This is a genomic window from Desulfosporosinus paludis, from assembly GCF_045689965.1.
Lineage (GTDB): Bacteria > Bacillota > Desulfitobacteriia > Desulfitobacteriales > Desulfitobacteriaceae > Desulfosporosinus > Desulfosporosinus paludis.
In genome coordinates, this window is the sequence record NZ_CP144211.1 from 1380351 (window position 1) to 1398444 (window position 18094).

An 18094-nucleotide genomic window follows, 5' to 3' on the forward strand; every position below is an offset into this window, starting at 1 on the left:
AGCCGCCAACGCCTAGACCTGTTAAAGGGACGAATAGAGTTTCTTAACGGCAACATTAAAGGCCTGCTAAATTGCAGGTCTTTAATGTTGTTAATTTGAAATTATTATCTAATGCTCAAAAGCGTTTCCTGACGCTTTTATTGCCAATTACATGATGCAATTTTTGAATTGATAAATACATTTTAAAACCTCCTCATAATATTTTCTGCGCATACGGTATCTTCCTTACAAGCCAGGCTACAGCGAAGGAGAGCGGTAAATACACGATCGCCGCCAGGCAGAATTTCAGCAATTGCTGCATCTGTAAGCTGTGCAGAACCAGCGCCAGGAAAACAAGGATGGGAGCGTGGATGACATATACCGTGAATGAATGCCGGGAGAGGAACCTGCCGATCTTCTGCCCGCCGTCGAGGAAGCGGCGGAAGAATGTGACCAGCGCGAGGCTGATTCCCACGGCGAAGATCGAGTCCCACAGCGCGAAGACGGCCGACGCCCAACTCCCGTAGCCTATCCACTTGCTGCCGGAGCCGATAATCATCGCCGTGGGGAACAGTATGACCGTCGCGAGCACGGCCAAAACGAAGCCTATCTTTCCGAGCGAACCGGAGACTGTGCGGAGCCAGTCCCGTTTATAGGCAAGCATTCCTATAAGGAAAAAGCTCAGGTATTGGGCCAGATATCCAAGCGACGGGAATCCGAGCACGGGTATGCCGTACGGTACGGCGATCCGAAGCAGGTAACTGGCGGCCGCCAGCGCAAGCGTGAAGAGAGCAACTCTGGGGAACGTAAGCAGCATGCGGTTCTCCAGTACCGGGCTCTCCGGCCTGTTCTTCCCAACCGTCCGCCAGGCGAGGTAGCCCAGATCGAAAACGAGCAGCATCACAGCGAACCACATCGGCCCCAGGGCAAACAGGCTGGCCGCTGTATTGCCCGCAAGACCATGCGTGCCAATTCTAGCAATTGGGTTGAGTATGAATACATAAATGAGTGTGGGGAGGCCGAGCCGCAGCAGCCTGTCCTTTAAGAAGGTCCCGGGTCCTCTGCGTTCGAACGACCCGGGCGTGAAATACCCCGAAAGCAGGAAAAGCAGACCCATGAAATACGCCTGGTTCAGCATCAGGAACAAATACATGCTGAAAATCTCGGCCAGGTGCTGCAGCACCACGAGAATCACCATCCAGGTGCGCAGGTTGTCGGCGAAGTACAGGCGTTTCCCGGGTTCTTGCGCCGGAAGGTGTGCCGCCCGGTTCCCCTCAATAAGAGCGCTGGACAAAAGGCATGAAAGAGCCAGCAGTGTAAGTCCCAGGCCAAACCCGATCGCCGCTATCATACCGAAGTGGGAAGCGAGATAATGGGACGTCAGGCCCGTCTGCTGCAGAACGTTCGTTTTTCGGGTAAGAAGGAAGAGGATGACGAAAATCAAATAGAACGGCAAGTTGGAAAAGATATATACTTTGGAGAACGAAAATTTAAAATACAGCGGAAATATCACCGCAACCATCAGACAGGCATAAAGGAAGCCGCAGGACAAATAGGTCAGGAATTCAAGGCTGTTTACTCCCTTATTGGTCAAAGTTGAAACGATATAGGCCACCGCCGCCGCAATGATACCGTTTATGACGACGATGCACAAGGCAAATAGGTATCTGCCGATGACGACTTCGGATTTCCTGAGCGGCAATACTCCATACAATTTTTCGAGGTTGTTCTTTTCATAGGCGGAAAAGTACTGACCGGCAATGGGCGTCGAAACGACCATGATAATCAGGGCGCCATACATGGGTATTTTTGTCATCACAGCGAAGAAAACCCCGATAAGGTCAATCATGAACATCAAATAATGCGACTTCATTATTTCGTGATCGAGCTTTACCGATTTGAGAATATTATTAATCATTGTTACTGCCTCCTTTGCTGATTGAGATTAAGATCTCGTCTATAGAAGGCGTTTCTGTCACGATTTCCGGAGCCAGATGGTTTGCCTCGGAGGTCGGCAGCAGTCCGGCAAAACCGGCGATATTTATAGTGAGCCCAATGATTTTTTCCTTTAGTGAATCCGTCAGGTCATGGGGGCCGCCCCTGACGATGCAAAAGCTTTCCAGCAGATCATCTTTGGATCCGGAATAAAAAATACTCCCGTGATCAATCAGCGTAATATAATCGGCGATTTTTTCCAGATCCGAGGTGATATGGGTTGAAAAAAGAATGCTTTTCTGCCCGTCGGTGATATACTTGCTCAATATTTCGAGCAGTTCCTCCCGGGCAACGGGATCAAGCCCACTCGTCGGCTCGTCAAGGATCAGCAGCTTTGCCTCATGGGACATGGCAACGGCGAGCATCAGCTTCATTTTCATCCCACGGGATAAATCTTTCACCTTCTTGTCCGGAGGCAGATGAAAGCTGCTTATATATTGATTGAATAACTTACTGCTCCAGTTACTGTAAAAAGGTTTAACGGCTTTTTCCACTTCCCGGACTTTCCAGCTGTCGACAAAATAGGTATCATCAAAAACCACCGCAACGTCCTGCTTGATTTTCTGCTCGTCCTGCACATTATCCAGGCCGAATAGTTTTATTTCACCGCTTTCCCGGTTAATCATATTAAGGATCAGGCGGATTGTGGTAGTCTTCCCGGCGCCGTTTTGACCGACAAAACCCATGATATAACCTATCGGCAAAGAAAAAGAGATATTATTCAGGGAAAAATCTTTATAGCTTTTACATAGCTTTTGGATTTCAAGAGCATTATTCATTGGGATTTCCCTCCAACATAGATTTGAATATCTGCAGCAATTCTTCTTGAGACAATTTTGCAATCTTGGCGGCATTTATAGCAGCCGCAAAACCATCTTCAATTTTACGAAGCAGCTGTTCGCGCACCAGCTCATTGTCTTTCGGAGAAACAAAACAGCCTTTGCCCTGGATGTTGACAATAAAACCCTCCTGCTCCAAATCAGAATAAGCTCTGGTTGTCGTAACGACACTGATTTTTAATTCGCTGGCAAGTTGCCGGATGGAAGGAAGTATATCTCCTTCATTTAATTCATCGCTGAGTATGGCTTCCTTAATTTGTTCTTTAATCTGCTCATATATAGGTTTTCCTGATGTATTTCTAATAATAACCCGCAATACAAAATCACCCTCATCACGCCGAAAGTATTTTTATTGGTTTATTGTCCTTAGTGTATTCGCTGTATATATTGCATAATAACACTCACATTATAGTATGTCAATTACTTTTGGTTCTATACGTTTCTGTGAAATGATGGTTATTACCCTCTATATCTCCGATGTCATCTATAAACGGGGGTAAAAAAAATCGGGCCGAAAATGCATTTTTTCAGCCCGATTTTTGCTCCAAAACTACTATGACCCATCCCCCATTTTACAGACACCCTAAACACCAAGTACAATAAAAATAAGAGGTGTTTGTAATTGGCCAAAAACTTTGATCAAGCGTATAAGCTGGAAATCTGTAAAAGAGTGGTAGAAAACAAAGAATCAGTGGCGGTAGTAGCCCGAGAAGTAGGGATTCATGCAAACACAATTTACGGGTGGGTAGAGAGATACCATCAGAACAGCAGCAAGCCCTTTGTCGGCAGCGGACATATCAAACCAGAAGATGAGGAAATGAAGCGACTCCTAAAAGAAAACAAAGAACTTAAAGAAGAAATAGAAATATTAAAAAAAGCGGCAGCTTACTTCGCCAAGAATCAGAAATAGAAAAATATAAGTTTATCAAAGCTGAATCCGTAAATTATAAAATAGCGAAGCTATGCAGAATACTTCATGTTCCAAGAAGCACATATTATGCATGGGATAAACGACCAGAAAGCAAAAGAAGCATACGTAGGAAAGAACTGACCGAAGCAGTAAAGAACAATTTCTATGAAAATAAAAGAATCCCAGGTTCGTCAAAAATTGCAGAAAACCTAAGCAAACCCGAAACGCCGGTGAATCGAAAACTTGTAGCAAAAATCATGAAAGAGAACGGACTAAAGTCAAAAGTAGTAAAGAAATATAAGGCGACAACCAATTCCAATCATAACCTGCCGGTTGCTGAAAACATACTAAACAGAGATTTTACTGCGGAAAAACCCAATCAAAAATGGGTAAGCGATATAACCTATGTGCCGACAGATGAAGGCTGGTTATACGTTGCGGGAATACTGGATCTATTTGGAAAAGAAATTGCCGGCTGGGCCATGGATGAAAGAATGACCAAAGATTTAGTAATAAGATGCTTTAATCAAGCCTTAGGAAGGCGTGGCAACCCCAAAAACGTATTGATACATTCAGACAGAGGATCGCAATATTGCAGCCATGAATACCAAAATCTATTAAAAGAAACTCACTTCACCTGCTCAATGAGCCGGAAAGGAAACTGCTGGGATAATGCGCCGATGGAAAGCTTTTGGGGTAAACTGAAACAAGAATGACTTAACGACCAGTACTTCAGGACACGAGAGCAGGCAAAATCCGAAATATTCTGGTATATTGAGGTTTACTACAGAAGAAAAAGGCTTCATGCCGGCAACGGATACAAAACTCCGGAGGAGTATACGAAGCTCGCCGCAAATTTTTGAAGTTCCATTCCGCTACGCTCCATTACACTTCAAAAATTTACAGAAGACTGAAAAAATAAGCATAATTACGTCACAAGAAGGTTTCTTGATGTTTTGGGTGTCTAACGGTCTGGGACAGGGTCACTAATCGAGATTATGATTGTTGTAATAGCCACTCCACTAAATAATATACAGCTGCCTATAGTACCATAAATCGCCATATTGTAGGTCTTCTCTGCATTGGTTTCATGTGTGAAATAAACGGGTGTAGCTAGTCCAACAAATGAAATAAAGGGTAGTAGTTTATTTATTTTTAATATGTAATGAGATTTACAGAAATCAGATAAAGCAAATATTGCAACTACTCCTATTACTAGTAATAGTAAAGATAATGGAATTATTAATATAAACCCTAAAGGGTCAGGCTCGTACCATGGAGAATTTTTGAAAGGAGATGTGTATATAAAAAATAAAAACAATAAGATTAACAACTCAAAAATGTTCAAAAAAATAAAACTAAAATATTTAGATTTTATTTCTTTCACCGCCTTATTTTAATATAGTCTCAGTATTCACTGAGCCTGTCGAACAAGAGTTCCTTGAACCTGCCTTGTGGCATTCCTTATACCTTTTATTGGAGGATTTTTATTTTTCATCAAGATTAACTGGACTTCATAAACAACAATTATTTAAAAACCTCTAAAATAAACACTTGACTTCTTCAAAACACCCCAATAATCGCAACGAAAGGGATTTGATTCCTTTACTAAAGAGATTCTGGGTATTTTGATTGAAACGAGTAATGATTGCCCATGAAATGTTTCTGGGTTATGATCTCAATCGTGAAAGTCTGTATTATTCTGGCAGGGTCGTCTTCATTGTCAACGATGACTGGCATCTAAATGTAAAACTTTGGACGACTGATTAGTCCTACCTTACACTTATGCTTTAGGATAGTTATGATGTAAAATGTTCGTGGCCTCGTGATCCAGCTTCTATACTCTAACCTTCTCTCTATTAGACGCATCGCAAGTCTGCGTTACCGAGTCGATTAAAGAAATGAATTCCCTACCTTGTTCACCCCAGCAGTTTCGACCCGGGGGCATTCCTGTTGTAGGAGCTTTCTACGACTTCTTCTAATGACCACGATAATCTACAACTCCGAGGTAATTGGATAAGTGCAATATCCTGCGGGACAAAAAATCTCCGTAAAACCCCTTGTTCTTAAGACAATGGTGTCGTACATTTTCACACCCACTCTAAGGTTAACTTTCGACTGTTTACCAATTCCGCGCGAAAAGAAAGTGGAAAGTAATTTTACAAACACCGAACATCCATTGAACGCTCAAATAAACTGAGAAGATCGACTGCAAGCTGGAACCGAACGACATCGCTCCACGAAATGTGGTACGCACGCATTTTTACATATAAGGAATATTAAGCTCATTTTCCATAGATATACCGTCTTTCAACTTATAAATTCCGAAATTGAATTTTTTTCGGAAGAATGAAACAAACCAAATAAATCACTAGGAACATTAATCCTAGTTCCTAGTGATTCAAACTAGTAATAAATTAACGATATGAGTATACATTTACATTCCATTTCCTATTTGTTGTTATATCATCTTTTAATTAATTTAGTGTAAGAAGTTTGCGAACATTGAACGTTTGGGCTTATATAATAATAGCCGTTAGTACCAAGGCTCTGGTGAACAGAAACATTACTTTTTAAAGAAATATCCCAATTTGAATCTGCAGCCGAAGCACAGCCCCAAATTCTAGAATTATTGTACTCATAACAGTACTCCACTAATCCGTCACACCGAAGTGTAGTAATATGTTCCGGGGTAATTAAAGATCCTGCAGTTGAATCAACATACATCTGGCCTTGCCAGCTATATTGCAACCCTGGGACAGCTTCTAAAGAAGCAGCAGTGGCAAGAATAGAGCTTGCAGGTTGATAACTAGGATTATAAAATGCTCCCAAATAATTATGACCACCCAGAAAAGTTGTCCAGTTATCATAAGTAACAGGTCCATTGCCTACAGTTTCAATAACCATGTTGCTTCCGTCAGAACCATATTTTAATATTGCTGCATGATCATAAATCAGATATACGCCATCACGGTATACAGCGTCTCCATTACTTCCATTTGCTGCAAAAACAGGTAGTGCATTAAAACACATTAATAAAGTTATTAATAATATTAATAATTTACTCATGGATTTCTTCATTTAGAAGCCTCCTCAGATTTTGGATTACTCGGTATCGAATCACTATTCAATGCCTTTAACACCTGATCTGCCTCAGTTAATAAGATAGGGTCTTTGATATTCTCGTGAATTTGCTCTAAAGGAGTAATGTAAGAATCTACCTTAGTAAGTTTAGCTACAGAAATTCCCAGTTGAATCTTATCGGATGATTGGTTTAAATTTAACAGTCCCATTACTGTTTTATGATTTCTTTCAAGTGAATAATTACATATATCTTGATTATCGAATCTTCCATAATTTGAAACAATAGATTTAATTGCTTCAATTCCCCCATTAATTCCTAAGGCTAAAATAGTGCTCCCATATACTTCTTTATCATTTGTAGATGCAACTAAATCAGTCATTTGTTTAATATATGGTGTAGAATATCCCGCTGTTGCAGATTCTACAACAGCATGCCTTATAATTATTGAGGGATAAGATTTTAGATCATTAAGAATAGGGGTAACTGTTTCTTCGAATTTTGGATCCTATGTTCGTCTCATCGCAGTAATAACAGCGCTCTTTACCTCTGGGGCTAAATTAGGCTCTTTAAATATCTCCTCTAACTTTGATTTTCCATTCATGTCATCGGGTGATTTATAAGCACCGGGTTCAGTAAGATCAAGGAGTACATGTCGTCTTAGTTCAGTATTTTCGTTGTTATCCAGTGCAATAGTATAAATAGAATTTATTAATTCTGCATCACTCTGACCTTTATTTTGATTTAACGTAGTTGCAATATCAACGGTAAACATTCTGAAAATGTTATCATAGGTTTTATCTTTTATGATATTTGATACATCTCCATATGGAACACCTTGTTGCCATGCTCTTGCTAAATGTGGCGCAATAATACTCAGATAATCATTCCTATCCTGTTCACTGTTGACGTAACTACTATATTCAGCAGCTGTTTCAAGTAAATCTTTAGCATTTAGTGTTGCTAAATAATCGTTAACTGTAGATGCTTGTTCATTTTTGGCCAGCGTCTTAGTTAATTCATCAATTTTCTTCATGTGTTTCTGTATTTGAATCTCATTTTTGTCTGGCAGAATAGTATCACCTTTAACTATATGTGTCGAATAGAATATCGTAGATAAAAGACATGCCATTGTAATGAATGTTACAATAGGAATTGATTTTTTCAAAATTGTTTTCCACCTTTCAACATACTCAATAAATTAACAAGATTCTTCTTACTTACTAATGTTTCATACTACTCTGAAATTGTGATATTTAAAATTAAGTTGATGCCGATATAATCTAAAACCATAATTTCGTTATTAACACAATTATGACATATCAAATAGTATAAGCAATAATATTTTCTATCCCCCTTTTTAAGATCTCCCTTCACAAATATCCCCAGTAGGTGTACTTCATTACTACCAAAAAAATCAATACTGGAGTTTAACACAGCCTATTCATAATATACTTGTTCAATGGTCCTTACTATTTTCAACATAGTATGGACTATCTACAAAAAGACCAGCTAATAAAAGTCAAGGGTTTGTTTGATTAATTCCTTTGTTATTCGATTCCGAACATTGGGTATTGCAAACTAAGCCATTGAAAAATCCGAACAATGACCTAAACGTTAATTAGTGGAAGACATAACCTAGAGGAAACGGGACGCTCGGCGCTGGCCAAGCAAAGTCTCTTTTAATCCGGGTAACTCTCTGGAGTAAAAGAGACTTTGCAGTCTTCAAGCGTTTGGGTGTTGTGCACGTGTCAATGGGATAATGACGAGCATATCCTCGGTCTAACGCCCTCCGGTATTCCTCGCATCACCCTTGACACTGATCCGAACATCTGTCAACTTATTTCTTTAAGCAGCAGCTGGTTGAGGCTTTGTTGTTCTCCAAGTTTGATGATCATCAGGTTTTCTAATCTCAAAGGGCTTTTGATCACGAAGAACGGCAAAGATATAGTGGAGAAGTTTGTGCATGACTGCTACAAGAGCCGCCTTTTTCTTCTTGCTGACGCATTTTGACGTGTAGAACTCTTTTAGAACAGGGTTGATCTCCTTGCCATTCCGAGTGGTTCTAATGGAAGCCATAGCGATTGTAAAAAGAATCCTTCTCCCAATTCGTGTGCCACGTTTAGAGATCTTGTTTCGGTCCCCATTGAATTTACCAGACTGATTGACCGAAGGATCAAGACCAAAGAAGGCCGTGAGAGCTTTAGGGGAGTTGAAAAGACTGAAGTCCCCGATCTCAGCGATAAGCGTAGCGGCTGTCAAAAAGCCAATCCCGGGTATTTCGTCAAGGAGCTCAATATTTCGTCGTGCTTTAGCGGGGAACTCCTTAGACCCAATCATTGTTTTAATCTGTGCTTCAAGTCCCTTTAAGCTTGCTTGCATATGGTCGATCCCGTCAATATGAAATTTAATTTTTGTGTCTATGAACGCTATAACCGGTTTTCCCCTAAACAATAACGATAGGTAAGGCTTTGATATTTTCTCTGCCTTTTCCTCCGTTCCAAATCGCGCATGACAGTTTCCCGTCACATGGCGTTTAAGATAATTATTACCTAATTTTTCCGTATATTCCCTCCTTGAGCTTAGCAAGACGCAACCGGTGGGCGAATACCACAAGGAGTAACCATTTAAATAAGTTTGACTACACTAACTTGCAAAGAAACAATCTGGTAATTTTATCGTGTTCCCTTTTACATATTTTATCAAAGTATGGTAAAAAATCACTATATGTTTTTGTAGCCATCGTGAAAGAAAGGCAACATTGTGGTTTTCTCAAGTAGTCCGAAATTAACAGTAGAATAAAGATTAAGACTATAAATAACTAAAGAATTTGGAGTTTTGCAATAATGCTTGATTTTCATTTAATACTATCACTCATATCAATACTTATTGCTTGGAAATGGGGAGATTGGCGAAATTGGAAATTATATTACCCAACAATATTATATTTTATAATTGGTGACTTATGTTATATTATTTTGTCAAATGACAAACCTCTTTGGAAATATGAATCGCCAGTTTTTAGCAGCGATTTTATAGAATGTCTTATTGCCTTTATTGTTTTCCCGTGTTCATGTTTAGTTTTTTTTCAAATCTACGCGAAAGTAAATAAAATTAAAATAAAAATCAAATGGAAAGGAATAGCCTATACCCTCTTCTTCCTATTTGGTTCATCTATATATACCTTTGCCGAATGGCTTTCATTTAAATTAGGGTCCATTTCTTACCATAATGGTTGGAATCTCTATTGGTCTTTTGGGTTTAATTATATTACGAACGGACTCCTTCTACTACATTTTAAAAAACCACTTTGGGTTTGGATTCCATCAATTTTTTTTGCTTCTCTGATGATATATCTGTTTCATTTTCCATTTACCATATTTAAATAAATGTTAAAGGCTAGACTCTCGGCCAATACTGGAAGTGGTTTTATCCAACAAGATCCTGAATATCATGTCCATTATTCGGGTTGGAGGGTAAATACTTGAGATTTGTTCCTGTCTAATAACTTTCTAGGAGGCCCTCAATGAATCCAACGTTTTGGACGACTTTTTGGACTAATACGATATGGTTCATATTGTTATTTCTGACCAGCATCATAACTAACGTAATAATATTAAAGAAATCTAATAATTTTAAATTTGATTTAGCTTTTCTTTTTTCCATAATAGGCCTTTCATTCATATTTGAGGCTGGTCTAGTACTCCGTTTAAATGCCTATAGTTATTATCCGAAAATATTCCGCGATACCTACCTGGACATAATTTTTGGGAACTATTTTTCACAAATATCAGTCTCTACAACGGCATTATTGCTTGCCAGTAAGAATCTTTCATTCATTTGGTATGGTGCTTTTGGATTGATATACTATTTTATTGAAGTAATTTTTTTAAAGTTAGGCATATATGAACATTTTTGGTATAAGTCTTATTATACCTTCTTCGGTTTTATTCTTTTTTCACGGATAGCCAAAAAATGGTATAAGATAGCTAAGAAGTATACGAGTAAATTTATCAATTATATTACACTTTACTTTAGCGTTGCTTCTTTTAGTACATTCACTATTTTTCTGGGTCAACGTTTATTAGGTATCCAAATCTATAAGAGCAATGTATTTTTTACAGATATGAACAAAAATAATACGTCAACCGGATTTTTGTACCAATTTATTATATTTAACTATTTAATACCATTATATAAATCGAAGTTGCACTGGGTATTAAAAACGATAGCTCTTTCCTATTTATTTCTTGCTCAATATCTGGCATATAGAGCTGGTTTTATTTATATTCACAAAGGGTTATTTTTTATAGTTACATCTTTAGATTTAATTGGTTGCTATTTTCTGATTGCCGTCTTTGACTACCTATTATTTTCAAATAATAAACCAACGGGCGATGGTAAAAACTAAAGCTCTTTTCGTATAGTACATGATTATCTATCCCACAGACATACCCAATGATTTTATTATTACTTCGGCAAAAGATATATCAAAAATCGTCCCCTATTTGATTAGGAACAATCTACCAAAATGGTTATTTCCAATTTTATAGACTTTTGCATAGTTTATTACTATAGACTTGATGCAGAGGGGGTATTTCATATGTTGTCTAATGAGGAGTTCATTCGGCGGTCCCTAGAACTAAACCTGTTCTATGTGCGGATCATGAAAGAACATGCTATTTTCATGGAAGCCACCTTCAGTCCTCATTACCAATCCCTAGCCCAACAGGCCGATTACCTCAAGTGTGAATTTACTAAGTTGCTCACAGAGATAATAAACCTTTCTGATGGGGTTATTAGTCCTGAAATTCTCACTTCAGAAGAATTAGTCACTAAATTCACTTGTGATGCTGAGCGAACCACAGAATACCATACCGGCATCCGGATCGATCAGGAAATTACTAGTATAGAAATCTCCTTAAGTCAGAATATAAGCCCCATTATAAGCCCAATGTTAGTCGATCAAGTCTCTTACCTCAACCAAAAGGCTATAAAAGCTACGTCTGTCATAGTGGACTATAAATCTAAACTTCTTCAAGATATGTTAAGCTGTAAGGTTTTTACCTTTAACCACCCATTGATGATCGACCATATTCTGAAGGAAGCAAGTTTTTACTTAAAGTTGCTTTATCAGTTACAAAATCGCCAGGCTATTAATATTGTAAGGGATATCATTGAACAAGAAATATTCTGGAATCAGTCTATGGCAGAGCATGCTAAACTTATTCGGAGTTTGGTAGACCCTACAGAAGATATCCTTTTTGAAACTGCCAACCGGTTTGGTAAAGTGTTCGATGAACTTACTAAGCAAGCCACAACCATGACAGAACAAACGACTATATTGCCGCAGCTGACTAACAAAGCCATAATGGCTACGGCTAATTTTCGGGATTTTAAATACGCAGCCACCGGAGACTCACTTCGATGTAAAATAAAAGTCATGGGCCTGCCTTTATTAACTGATCACGCACTCCGGGAAGCAAATCATTATTTAAGAATCCTCAATACCTTCAGTGGGCGGTTACGGTAATTCTCTGCTTTAACTTATCCTAGACAGCAAACGCTCTAACTTGAATATTTTCGAACCTTTAACCGCATTAATAGCGTGTTTTTCAATCAAAGGATGACTAATTACGGTCAAATCGACGATCTGGTGAAACTTCACTCCCCTCTGTTTTCTAAATCAATAACACTCTCAAGGGTAGTCCTATGTAAACTTTTATACAATTCAAGCCCTATTTCCGAAACCAGCACCACAAGCGACTTTCTAATCTGTGTCTGTTTTCAAACTTACGACCGTCTCAACGTGCTGCGTTCATGGGTACATCTACGAAAAAATATATGTCCCTTCCACCCTAAATCAATATGGGTTAGCTGTTGAAGGGCTAAAATGGACTTTTTCAATGTTATAATATCCAAGTATAAGTACATATTTTATGGAGGTACTAAAATGGCAGAAATTGATTTATCGGGAACTTATATTGTTGTGACTGGTGCTTCAAGCGGCCTTGGTCTTGCAATGGCTGAAGGTCTACTCCGTGCGGGGCTACTGTAGCCTTAGCATCAAAGCCAGGAGTAAAATTAGATAATCAAGTTAACCGACTTAAATCGGCTGGTTTAAAAGTATACGGATTGCCTATGGATGTTCGATCAGAAACTTCAATTGAAGATTCAGTTAAATGGGTTCGAAGAACATGGGAAAGCTCGATGTTTTAGTAAACAACGCCGGAATCGGTATGCGTACGGTGAATTCTCGGTTTATGATAGAACCACAGCCGTTTTTCCAGGTTACTCCTGACGAGTTCCGAAACTTAATTGCCACAAATCTTACAGGCTATTTTCTTGTAGCCCGAGGATTCACACCGCTCATGATTAATCAGGGGCACGGAAAAATTATTAATATTTCTATGAATTATGAAACAATGAAACGTAAAGGTTTTATCCCATATGGACCATCCCGTGCTGGAACCGAGTCGCTCTCATACATCATGGCTGAAGATCTCCGCCCATATGGAATTACAGTTAATTTGCTACTACCCGGTGGAGCAACGGATACCGGAATGATTCCAGAAGAACTCAAGAGCCAAATTAAATTTCCGCTGCTACGCCCAAGAGTTATGGTAGAACCAATTATTTTCTTAGCTTCAAGTAAGTCTGATGGCATAACGGCTGAAAGAATAATTGCTATAGAATTTTCTGAGTGGCTTAATAAATTTAATGTTGGTGATTAATTTCCAGAAATACCTTCTTTACAATGGACAACTACCTAAACATATCTGTTCATAGGGGGGCGTTTCCCCTTATCAAATAAACAATTACGCAAAAACCTCAATATCTCTGCGTAATTGTTTATTTCCACGTAAAAGTACGACCCCCTAAAATAAAAAGTTCCCTTAGAACATACGTCCAAGGAAACATATAACACACTATCATATTTTCCCAAAACCATGAAAACCGCTGATACCAAGCTACTTCCGCTCTATCACGACGACGGTCTCAACGTGCGTCCATGGGAACATATTAACCACGTAAAGTATAATGAAATTATCTCCACCAATTTTATTGCATACCAAGTTTTCTTACTCTCCTACACACATCTCGGTTGCCGAGGTTGCCGGTTGCCGATGGTTTTTAAACTTTTGAATATGTGGTGATTCTCCCCCATGATGCCCTACCTACCATGTATATCTATTATTAATATTTTTACAATATTTATCGGCAACCGTCGGCAACTTGTCTTTGGTTTCCATTCTATGGAGTATATTTTAAAGTATCAAATAAAAAAATAGAATACTGAAGCCGAAATATTAAAACGAGATATTTCAGAATTTCACATTAACACAAAAACTTGTTCGAATTTCTTGTAAAATTCGTGTGGGTTATTTTAAAAATTAATAACACAGGACAGACTAGTCCGAGTGGATTCTGTGCTTAATTATACAAAGGTTAGGGATTTATTTGGATATCATTATCGACCTAGATATCATTTTAGATTGTGTTTATGATGAATTTGAACCCTATGAATAAGTGCGTAGCATTCCTGTCCAACCAAATTTGTCATAATATACTTACAAGTGGAGATATAAAATGCCGACAATAAAAGTTAACGACATCAATATACACTATGAAATACACGGGGAGGGGGAGCCGCTAGTACTTATCGGTGGGCTAGGCACAGATCAATCTATTTTTAAGTTATGTTTGAGCCGATTTTCTCAGAAATTCAAAGTCTTAATCTTCGATAATCGCGGATCTGGGCAAACTGACAAACCTGACATTCCTTATAGCATTGATATGTTATCAAATGACACAGCAGCCCTGATGGACGCTGTTGGCATTGAATTTGCGCATATTCTTGGCATTTCTATGGGCGGCAGAGTCGCAATGTCACTTACTTTAAGGTATCCAGGTAAAGTAAAGAGTTTGATCCTTGTTTCCACGGCAGCAAATGTAAAAAGTAAATTGCCATACATCCACAAGGCACTAAAATGGATAAGGTCGAAGATAAGTAAGGACAATCAACCTTACTATGCCTTTAAGCGTCAACTCTATGCATCTCGCAGTTACGACTGTAGTAGTCGTTTGAATGAGATTAAGGTCCCTACATTAATTCTCCATGGCCGGAATGATAAACTAGTTAAAAGCACTCAAGCCGAAGAAATGAAATATGGGATAAATGAAGCTAACCTAGTTGTTTTTAATGGTGGACATCTATTTTTTCTGTGGGAAAATAAAAAGTTTGTCGATGCAGTGTTCGAGTTTTTAATGCGTTAACTATCCCCAATAATTTACATAAGGGTTATACACCTCTTAAAGTGGGTGTTCATTCTATTTGTGCGGTGTATTGGGAGTGGTGCCGCCCAAGGGGGGCTGCATTTTAGCTCTTTCGTAATTTTAAAGTCGCTTTAAAAAACTCCTGAAAACCGCATGAAAAGCGAAAAAGCCCAGCAATGCTGGACTTTTTATGTTTATTAATTGTATCAATTATTGAGTACTTATTTGGTGGAGACGAGGGGAATTGCACCCCTGTATCGAAGAGTTGCCACAAAAGCATCTACGCGTGTGTCCTTTAATTTGAGTTTCGCCGGTCGTGACTCCTAAAGGCAAGGATTCATTTCAGGCTAGCTCGATGATCTTAGCTAATGTCTCCGAGCATTGACATTAGAGCGTCCTACTAATTTGACACCCTGACCCTTCATCGTAGGTCCTGAAGGCAGGATGCTAGCGGTTCTTAGGCCGCTAGGGCGTAATTATTTTCGTTAACTATTTTTGTCCACCGTTTAACGAGACCAGGTGGAATCTCGACGCGCAACTTTTGCCACCGCTTCCCCGAGCGAGTCTAAAACGCCCCCGTTTGAAATGTTACTTGCACAGTATAGCACATTTAAGTTTAATGCCAAGTTGATGTTAATGGTTTAAGAGAATTTTTATGGAAATTTAAAACCTCTTTTATAAGTTTACGCAGAACCCACACTAGACATTTTAGCTATCAACAAGAAATTCTTAACAATAATTATCACTTCTTGAGTATCCTTACCTCTGGTCCGTGTGTATATCCCACAACTGTAAAATGCTCCGATAGACGTTCAACCAAAGAGTCATAGTCTGGTGACCTTGCTCTCAGGCAGGAAGAAAGGTGTACAGATTCTATCCCAGCTTGAATCATATTTTTAATCTTACGATTTAAATCACCGCCAGTGTGAGTAAACGTTAGCAATTCTAGTTCCTCAGCATATCGGGCAAAGGAATCCTTTCTTTGAAAAAGAGCACTAAGGCAGCCCTTTCCCGTACAAATCTGCATGGTTTCTTCTCGAACCAAAATTCCAATCTTCATAAAATACACCCTAAATCATTATACTACTTTTCAAATGAATAAGGTGTGACATGCTTCACATCGTTTTGAGTCACTAGCCAACATTTTTAATCCTCATAGGGTGGGGTAAATCTCAAGACCATTGCTAAAAGGTGGCTAAGTCTAATCTCCACCCGCCTTAAAGTTATAAATCGGCTTTATTACTTTCACGATATCTGCCGTCGGCCCGATATTATTTACAATGTCGTCCATGTTCTTATAAGCCATCGGACATTCATCCAGGGTTTCTTTATTGACAGATGTCGTAAAGATATCTTTCATCTGTTTCTTAAATTCCGACACAGTAAAGCTTTGTTTTGCCTTGCTTCTACTCATGAGCCTACCGGCACCATGGGGAGCTGAGCAGTTCCAGTCCTCATTGCCTTTTCCAACACAAATGAGACTGCCGTCCCTCATATTGATAGGAACTAGAAGCTTCTCCGCTTTCTTAGCAGAAACTGCGCCTTTTCGTAAAATCATCGTATCGGTATCAATGTAATTATGAGTTGTAGTAAATTGCTCTACTACATCTAATTTCATGCCTTTTACGATTTCAGTAATCATCGCTTTACGGTTTATCTCAGCAAAACGTTGGACTATTTTCATATCATAAATATAATCCTCAAACAGACTTCCAGTTACATAAGCAAGAGAAAATGGAATATCTGTCAGCACCTGATTTTTGAATTCTTGGATTGCATTCCGAATTTCTTTATCACGGCCTTCAGACTTATAACGGGCGATAAGAGCGTCCATTTCAGATTTGTCATTATGGTTTAACCGCTTATACCCAGCTTCCTGATAGTATTTAGCCACTTCAAGTCCTAAGTGACGGCTACCTGAATGAACGACAATATATAGATAGCCTTCCTCATCCTTATTTACTTCAATAAAATGATTGCCGCCTCCCAATGTCCCGATACTCTTTTCTGCCCTGTCCAATTGTAACGCTTTAAGACAACGAAGCTGCGTCAAATCAATTTGTTCATTATAGCGATGTGGAATCTTTCGCACCTCAAAGCCTGACGGTATTTTCTCATAAATTAACTTATCCAGCTTTTGCAGTTCGAGCCGTTTATTGCTGATTGATATAGTTTCCATACCGCAACCAATATCCACGCCAACTAAATTAGGAACCACCTTGTTTGTAATGGTCATGGTGGTCCCAATCGTACAACCTGCCCCGGCATGAACGTCTGGCATAATTCGGATTTTGCTATCTCTTACAAACTCCTGGTTGCAAAGTGTTTCTATTTGAGAAGAGGCACCTTCTTCCAGAACCTCTGTAAATACCTTGGCTATATTATGTTTCCCTTTAATTTCTAACATCATTTACCATCCGATCTGAATAAAAAATACACTAGGTTCAGCGATTCCATTAGTCTTCCCCAAGAGATTGTCTTGAAAAAACATGTTTCCCCACTCTACCGCTTATGTCTACGGAAACATAACCATTTTCACCAAAAACACAACATCTAGTGATGGTATGCCTGGATTTACACACTATATAGTGGTGTGTTTTTTATTGAGGAGAACTACCGTCTCTATGTGTGTTTGGGCAAAGCAGTGATACTGTAACGCGTAATTATAATGCTCATACCCAGGGGGTCTTTATAGGGGGTCGAGGGTCGTGAGTTTATACATTTTCGCAAAATTATTTATAGGCTAGAATTTTGAAGTTGCCCATTTTACTAGGCTTTATTGTTCCACGCAAAGATTCTGAATCCCCATAATTTAATTCGCGCATACCCCCTTCAACTTATCTTTGCGCGAATCAAAATAACATATACCCCCTGTATGAACAATTCATACTGAAGGAGTCCCATTTCCGCTTAGGCATTAATTAAATTTTCGGAGGTAATCATCAGGAAATTACCGGTACAAATTAAGAATAACAGTAAATTTAGGTACTTACTAGTATACCAGTCACCTAT

General features: G+C 39.0%; 14 protein-coding genes, 1 other RNA gene and 2 pseudogenes. 6 read left to right on the forward strand and 11 right to left on the reverse strand.

Going from position 1 to position 18094, the window contains the following annotated elements; translation table 11 throughout:
* Positions 1-193 precede the first annotated feature (193 nt).
* The 3 genes from VZF35_RS07160 to VZF35_RS07170 are packed head-to-tail and all read right to left on the reverse strand — an operon-like array spanning position 194 to position 3129.
* Positions 194-1897, reverse strand: coding sequence for an acyltransferase family protein (locus VZF35_RS07160; protein ID WP_407312296.1), 1704 nt, complete (start codon positions 1895-1897; stop codon positions 194-196).
* A complete protein-coding gene (locus VZF35_RS07165) occupies positions 1890-2753 on the reverse strand; it encodes an ABC transporter ATP-binding protein (protein WP_407312298.1) in 864 nt (287 codons plus the stop codon). Before VZF35_RS07165 ends, VZF35_RS07160 begins: the two co-directional genes overlap by 8 nt.
* Entirely contained in the window at positions 2746-3129 is a 384-nt protein-coding gene (locus VZF35_RS07170; RefSeq protein WP_407312300.1) for a GntR family transcriptional regulator, read from the reverse strand. The genes VZF35_RS07165 and VZF35_RS07170 overlap by 8 nt, the downstream gene beginning before the upstream one ends.
* A 306-nt stretch (positions 3130-3435) precedes the next feature.
* Between VZF35_RS07170 and VZF35_RS07175 the strand changes: the two are divergent.
* Positions 3436-4586 (forward strand): annotated as a pseudogene (locus VZF35_RS07175) (IS3 family transposase).
* Positions 4587-4687: 101 nt separating this feature from the next.
* On the opposite strand, the gene VZF35_RS07180 reads toward VZF35_RS07175, so the two are convergent.
* From VZF35_RS07180 to VZF35_RS07200, 5 genes and pseudogenes are all read right to left on the reverse strand, one after another.
* Positions 4688-5071, reverse strand: coding sequence for a hypothetical protein (locus VZF35_RS07180; RefSeq protein ID WP_407312302.1), 384 nt, complete (start codon positions 5069-5071; stop codon positions 4688-4690).
* Positions 5072-6189: 1118 nt separating this feature from the next.
* Positions 6190-6804, reverse strand: a complete 615-nt coding sequence (locus VZF35_RS07185; RefSeq protein ID WP_407312304.1) for a hypothetical protein — start codon at positions 6802-6804, stop codon at positions 6190-6192.
* Positions 6801-7187 (reverse strand): hypothetical protein, encoded by a 387-nt coding sequence (locus tag VZF35_RS07190; protein ID WP_407312306.1) that lies wholly within the window; start codon positions 7185-7187, stop codon positions 6801-6803. The genes VZF35_RS07185 and VZF35_RS07190 overlap by 4 nt, the downstream gene beginning before the upstream one ends.
* Positions 7188-7313: 126 nt before the next feature.
* Positions 7314-7973, reverse strand: a complete 660-nt coding sequence (locus tag VZF35_RS07195) for a hypothetical protein (RefSeq protein WP_407312308.1) — start codon at positions 7971-7973, stop codon at positions 7314-7316.
* A 680-nt stretch (positions 7974-8653) separates the two neighbouring features.
* A pseudogene (locus tag VZF35_RS07200) lies at positions 8654-9235 on the reverse strand (transposase); the annotation flags it as partial.
* Between the two features lie 416 nt (positions 9236-9651).
* On the opposite strand from VZF35_RS07200, the gene VZF35_RS07205 reads away from it, so the two are divergent.
* The 5 genes from VZF35_RS07205 to VZF35_RS07225 all read left to right on the forward strand — a co-directional run bounded on the left by VZF35_RS07205 (position 9652) and on the right by VZF35_RS07225 (position 15082).
* The gene (locus tag VZF35_RS07205) at positions 9652-10194 is read left to right on the forward strand and encodes a CBO0543 family protein (protein ID WP_407312310.1); all 543 of its coding nucleotides are present in this window, start codon (positions 9652-9654) and stop codon (positions 10192-10194) included.
* Positions 10195-10331: 137 nt separating this feature from the next.
* On the forward strand, positions 10332-11216 hold the full coding sequence (locus tag VZF35_RS07210; RefSeq protein WP_407312312.1) for a hypothetical protein: 885 nt from the start codon (positions 10332-10334) through the stop codon (positions 11214-11216).
* 192 nt (positions 11217-11408) lie between these two features.
* Positions 11409-12338: a DUF2935 domain-containing protein gene (locus VZF35_RS07215; RefSeq protein WP_407312314.1), complete on the forward strand. Its 930-nt coding sequence runs from the start codon at positions 11409-11411 to the stop codon at positions 12336-12338.
* Positions 12339-12987: 649 nt separating this feature from the next.
* Positions 12988-13539, forward strand: a complete 552-nt coding sequence (locus tag VZF35_RS07220) for an SDR family NAD(P)-dependent oxidoreductase (RefSeq protein ID WP_407312316.1) — start codon at positions 12988-12990, stop codon at positions 13537-13539.
* An 856-nt stretch (positions 13540-14395) separates the two neighbouring features.
* The gene (locus tag VZF35_RS07225; protein ID WP_407312318.1) at positions 14396-15082 is read left to right on the forward strand and encodes an alpha/beta fold hydrolase; all 687 of its coding nucleotides are present in this window, start codon (positions 14396-14398) and stop codon (positions 15080-15082) included.
* Between the two features lie 226 nt (positions 15083-15308).
* On the opposite strand, the gene ssrA is transcribed toward VZF35_RS07225, so the two are convergent.
* The 3 genes from ssrA to VZF35_RS07240 form a co-directional block, all read right to left on the reverse strand.
* Positions 15309-15660, reverse strand: a transfer-messenger RNA (tmRNA) gene (ssrA, locus tag VZF35_RS07230).
* A 164-nt stretch (positions 15661-15824) separates the two neighbouring features.
* Complete coding sequence (locus tag VZF35_RS07235; RefSeq protein WP_407312320.1) at positions 15825-16142, reverse strand: CGGC domain-containing protein; 318 nt, start codon at positions 16140-16142, stop codon at positions 15825-15827.
* Positions 16143-16283: 141 nt separating this feature from the next.
* Positions 16284-17489, reverse strand: coding sequence for an RtcB family protein (locus tag VZF35_RS07240; RefSeq protein WP_407312322.1), 1206 nt, complete (start codon positions 17487-17489; stop codon positions 16284-16286).
* Positions 17490-18094: the final 605 nt, after the last annotated feature.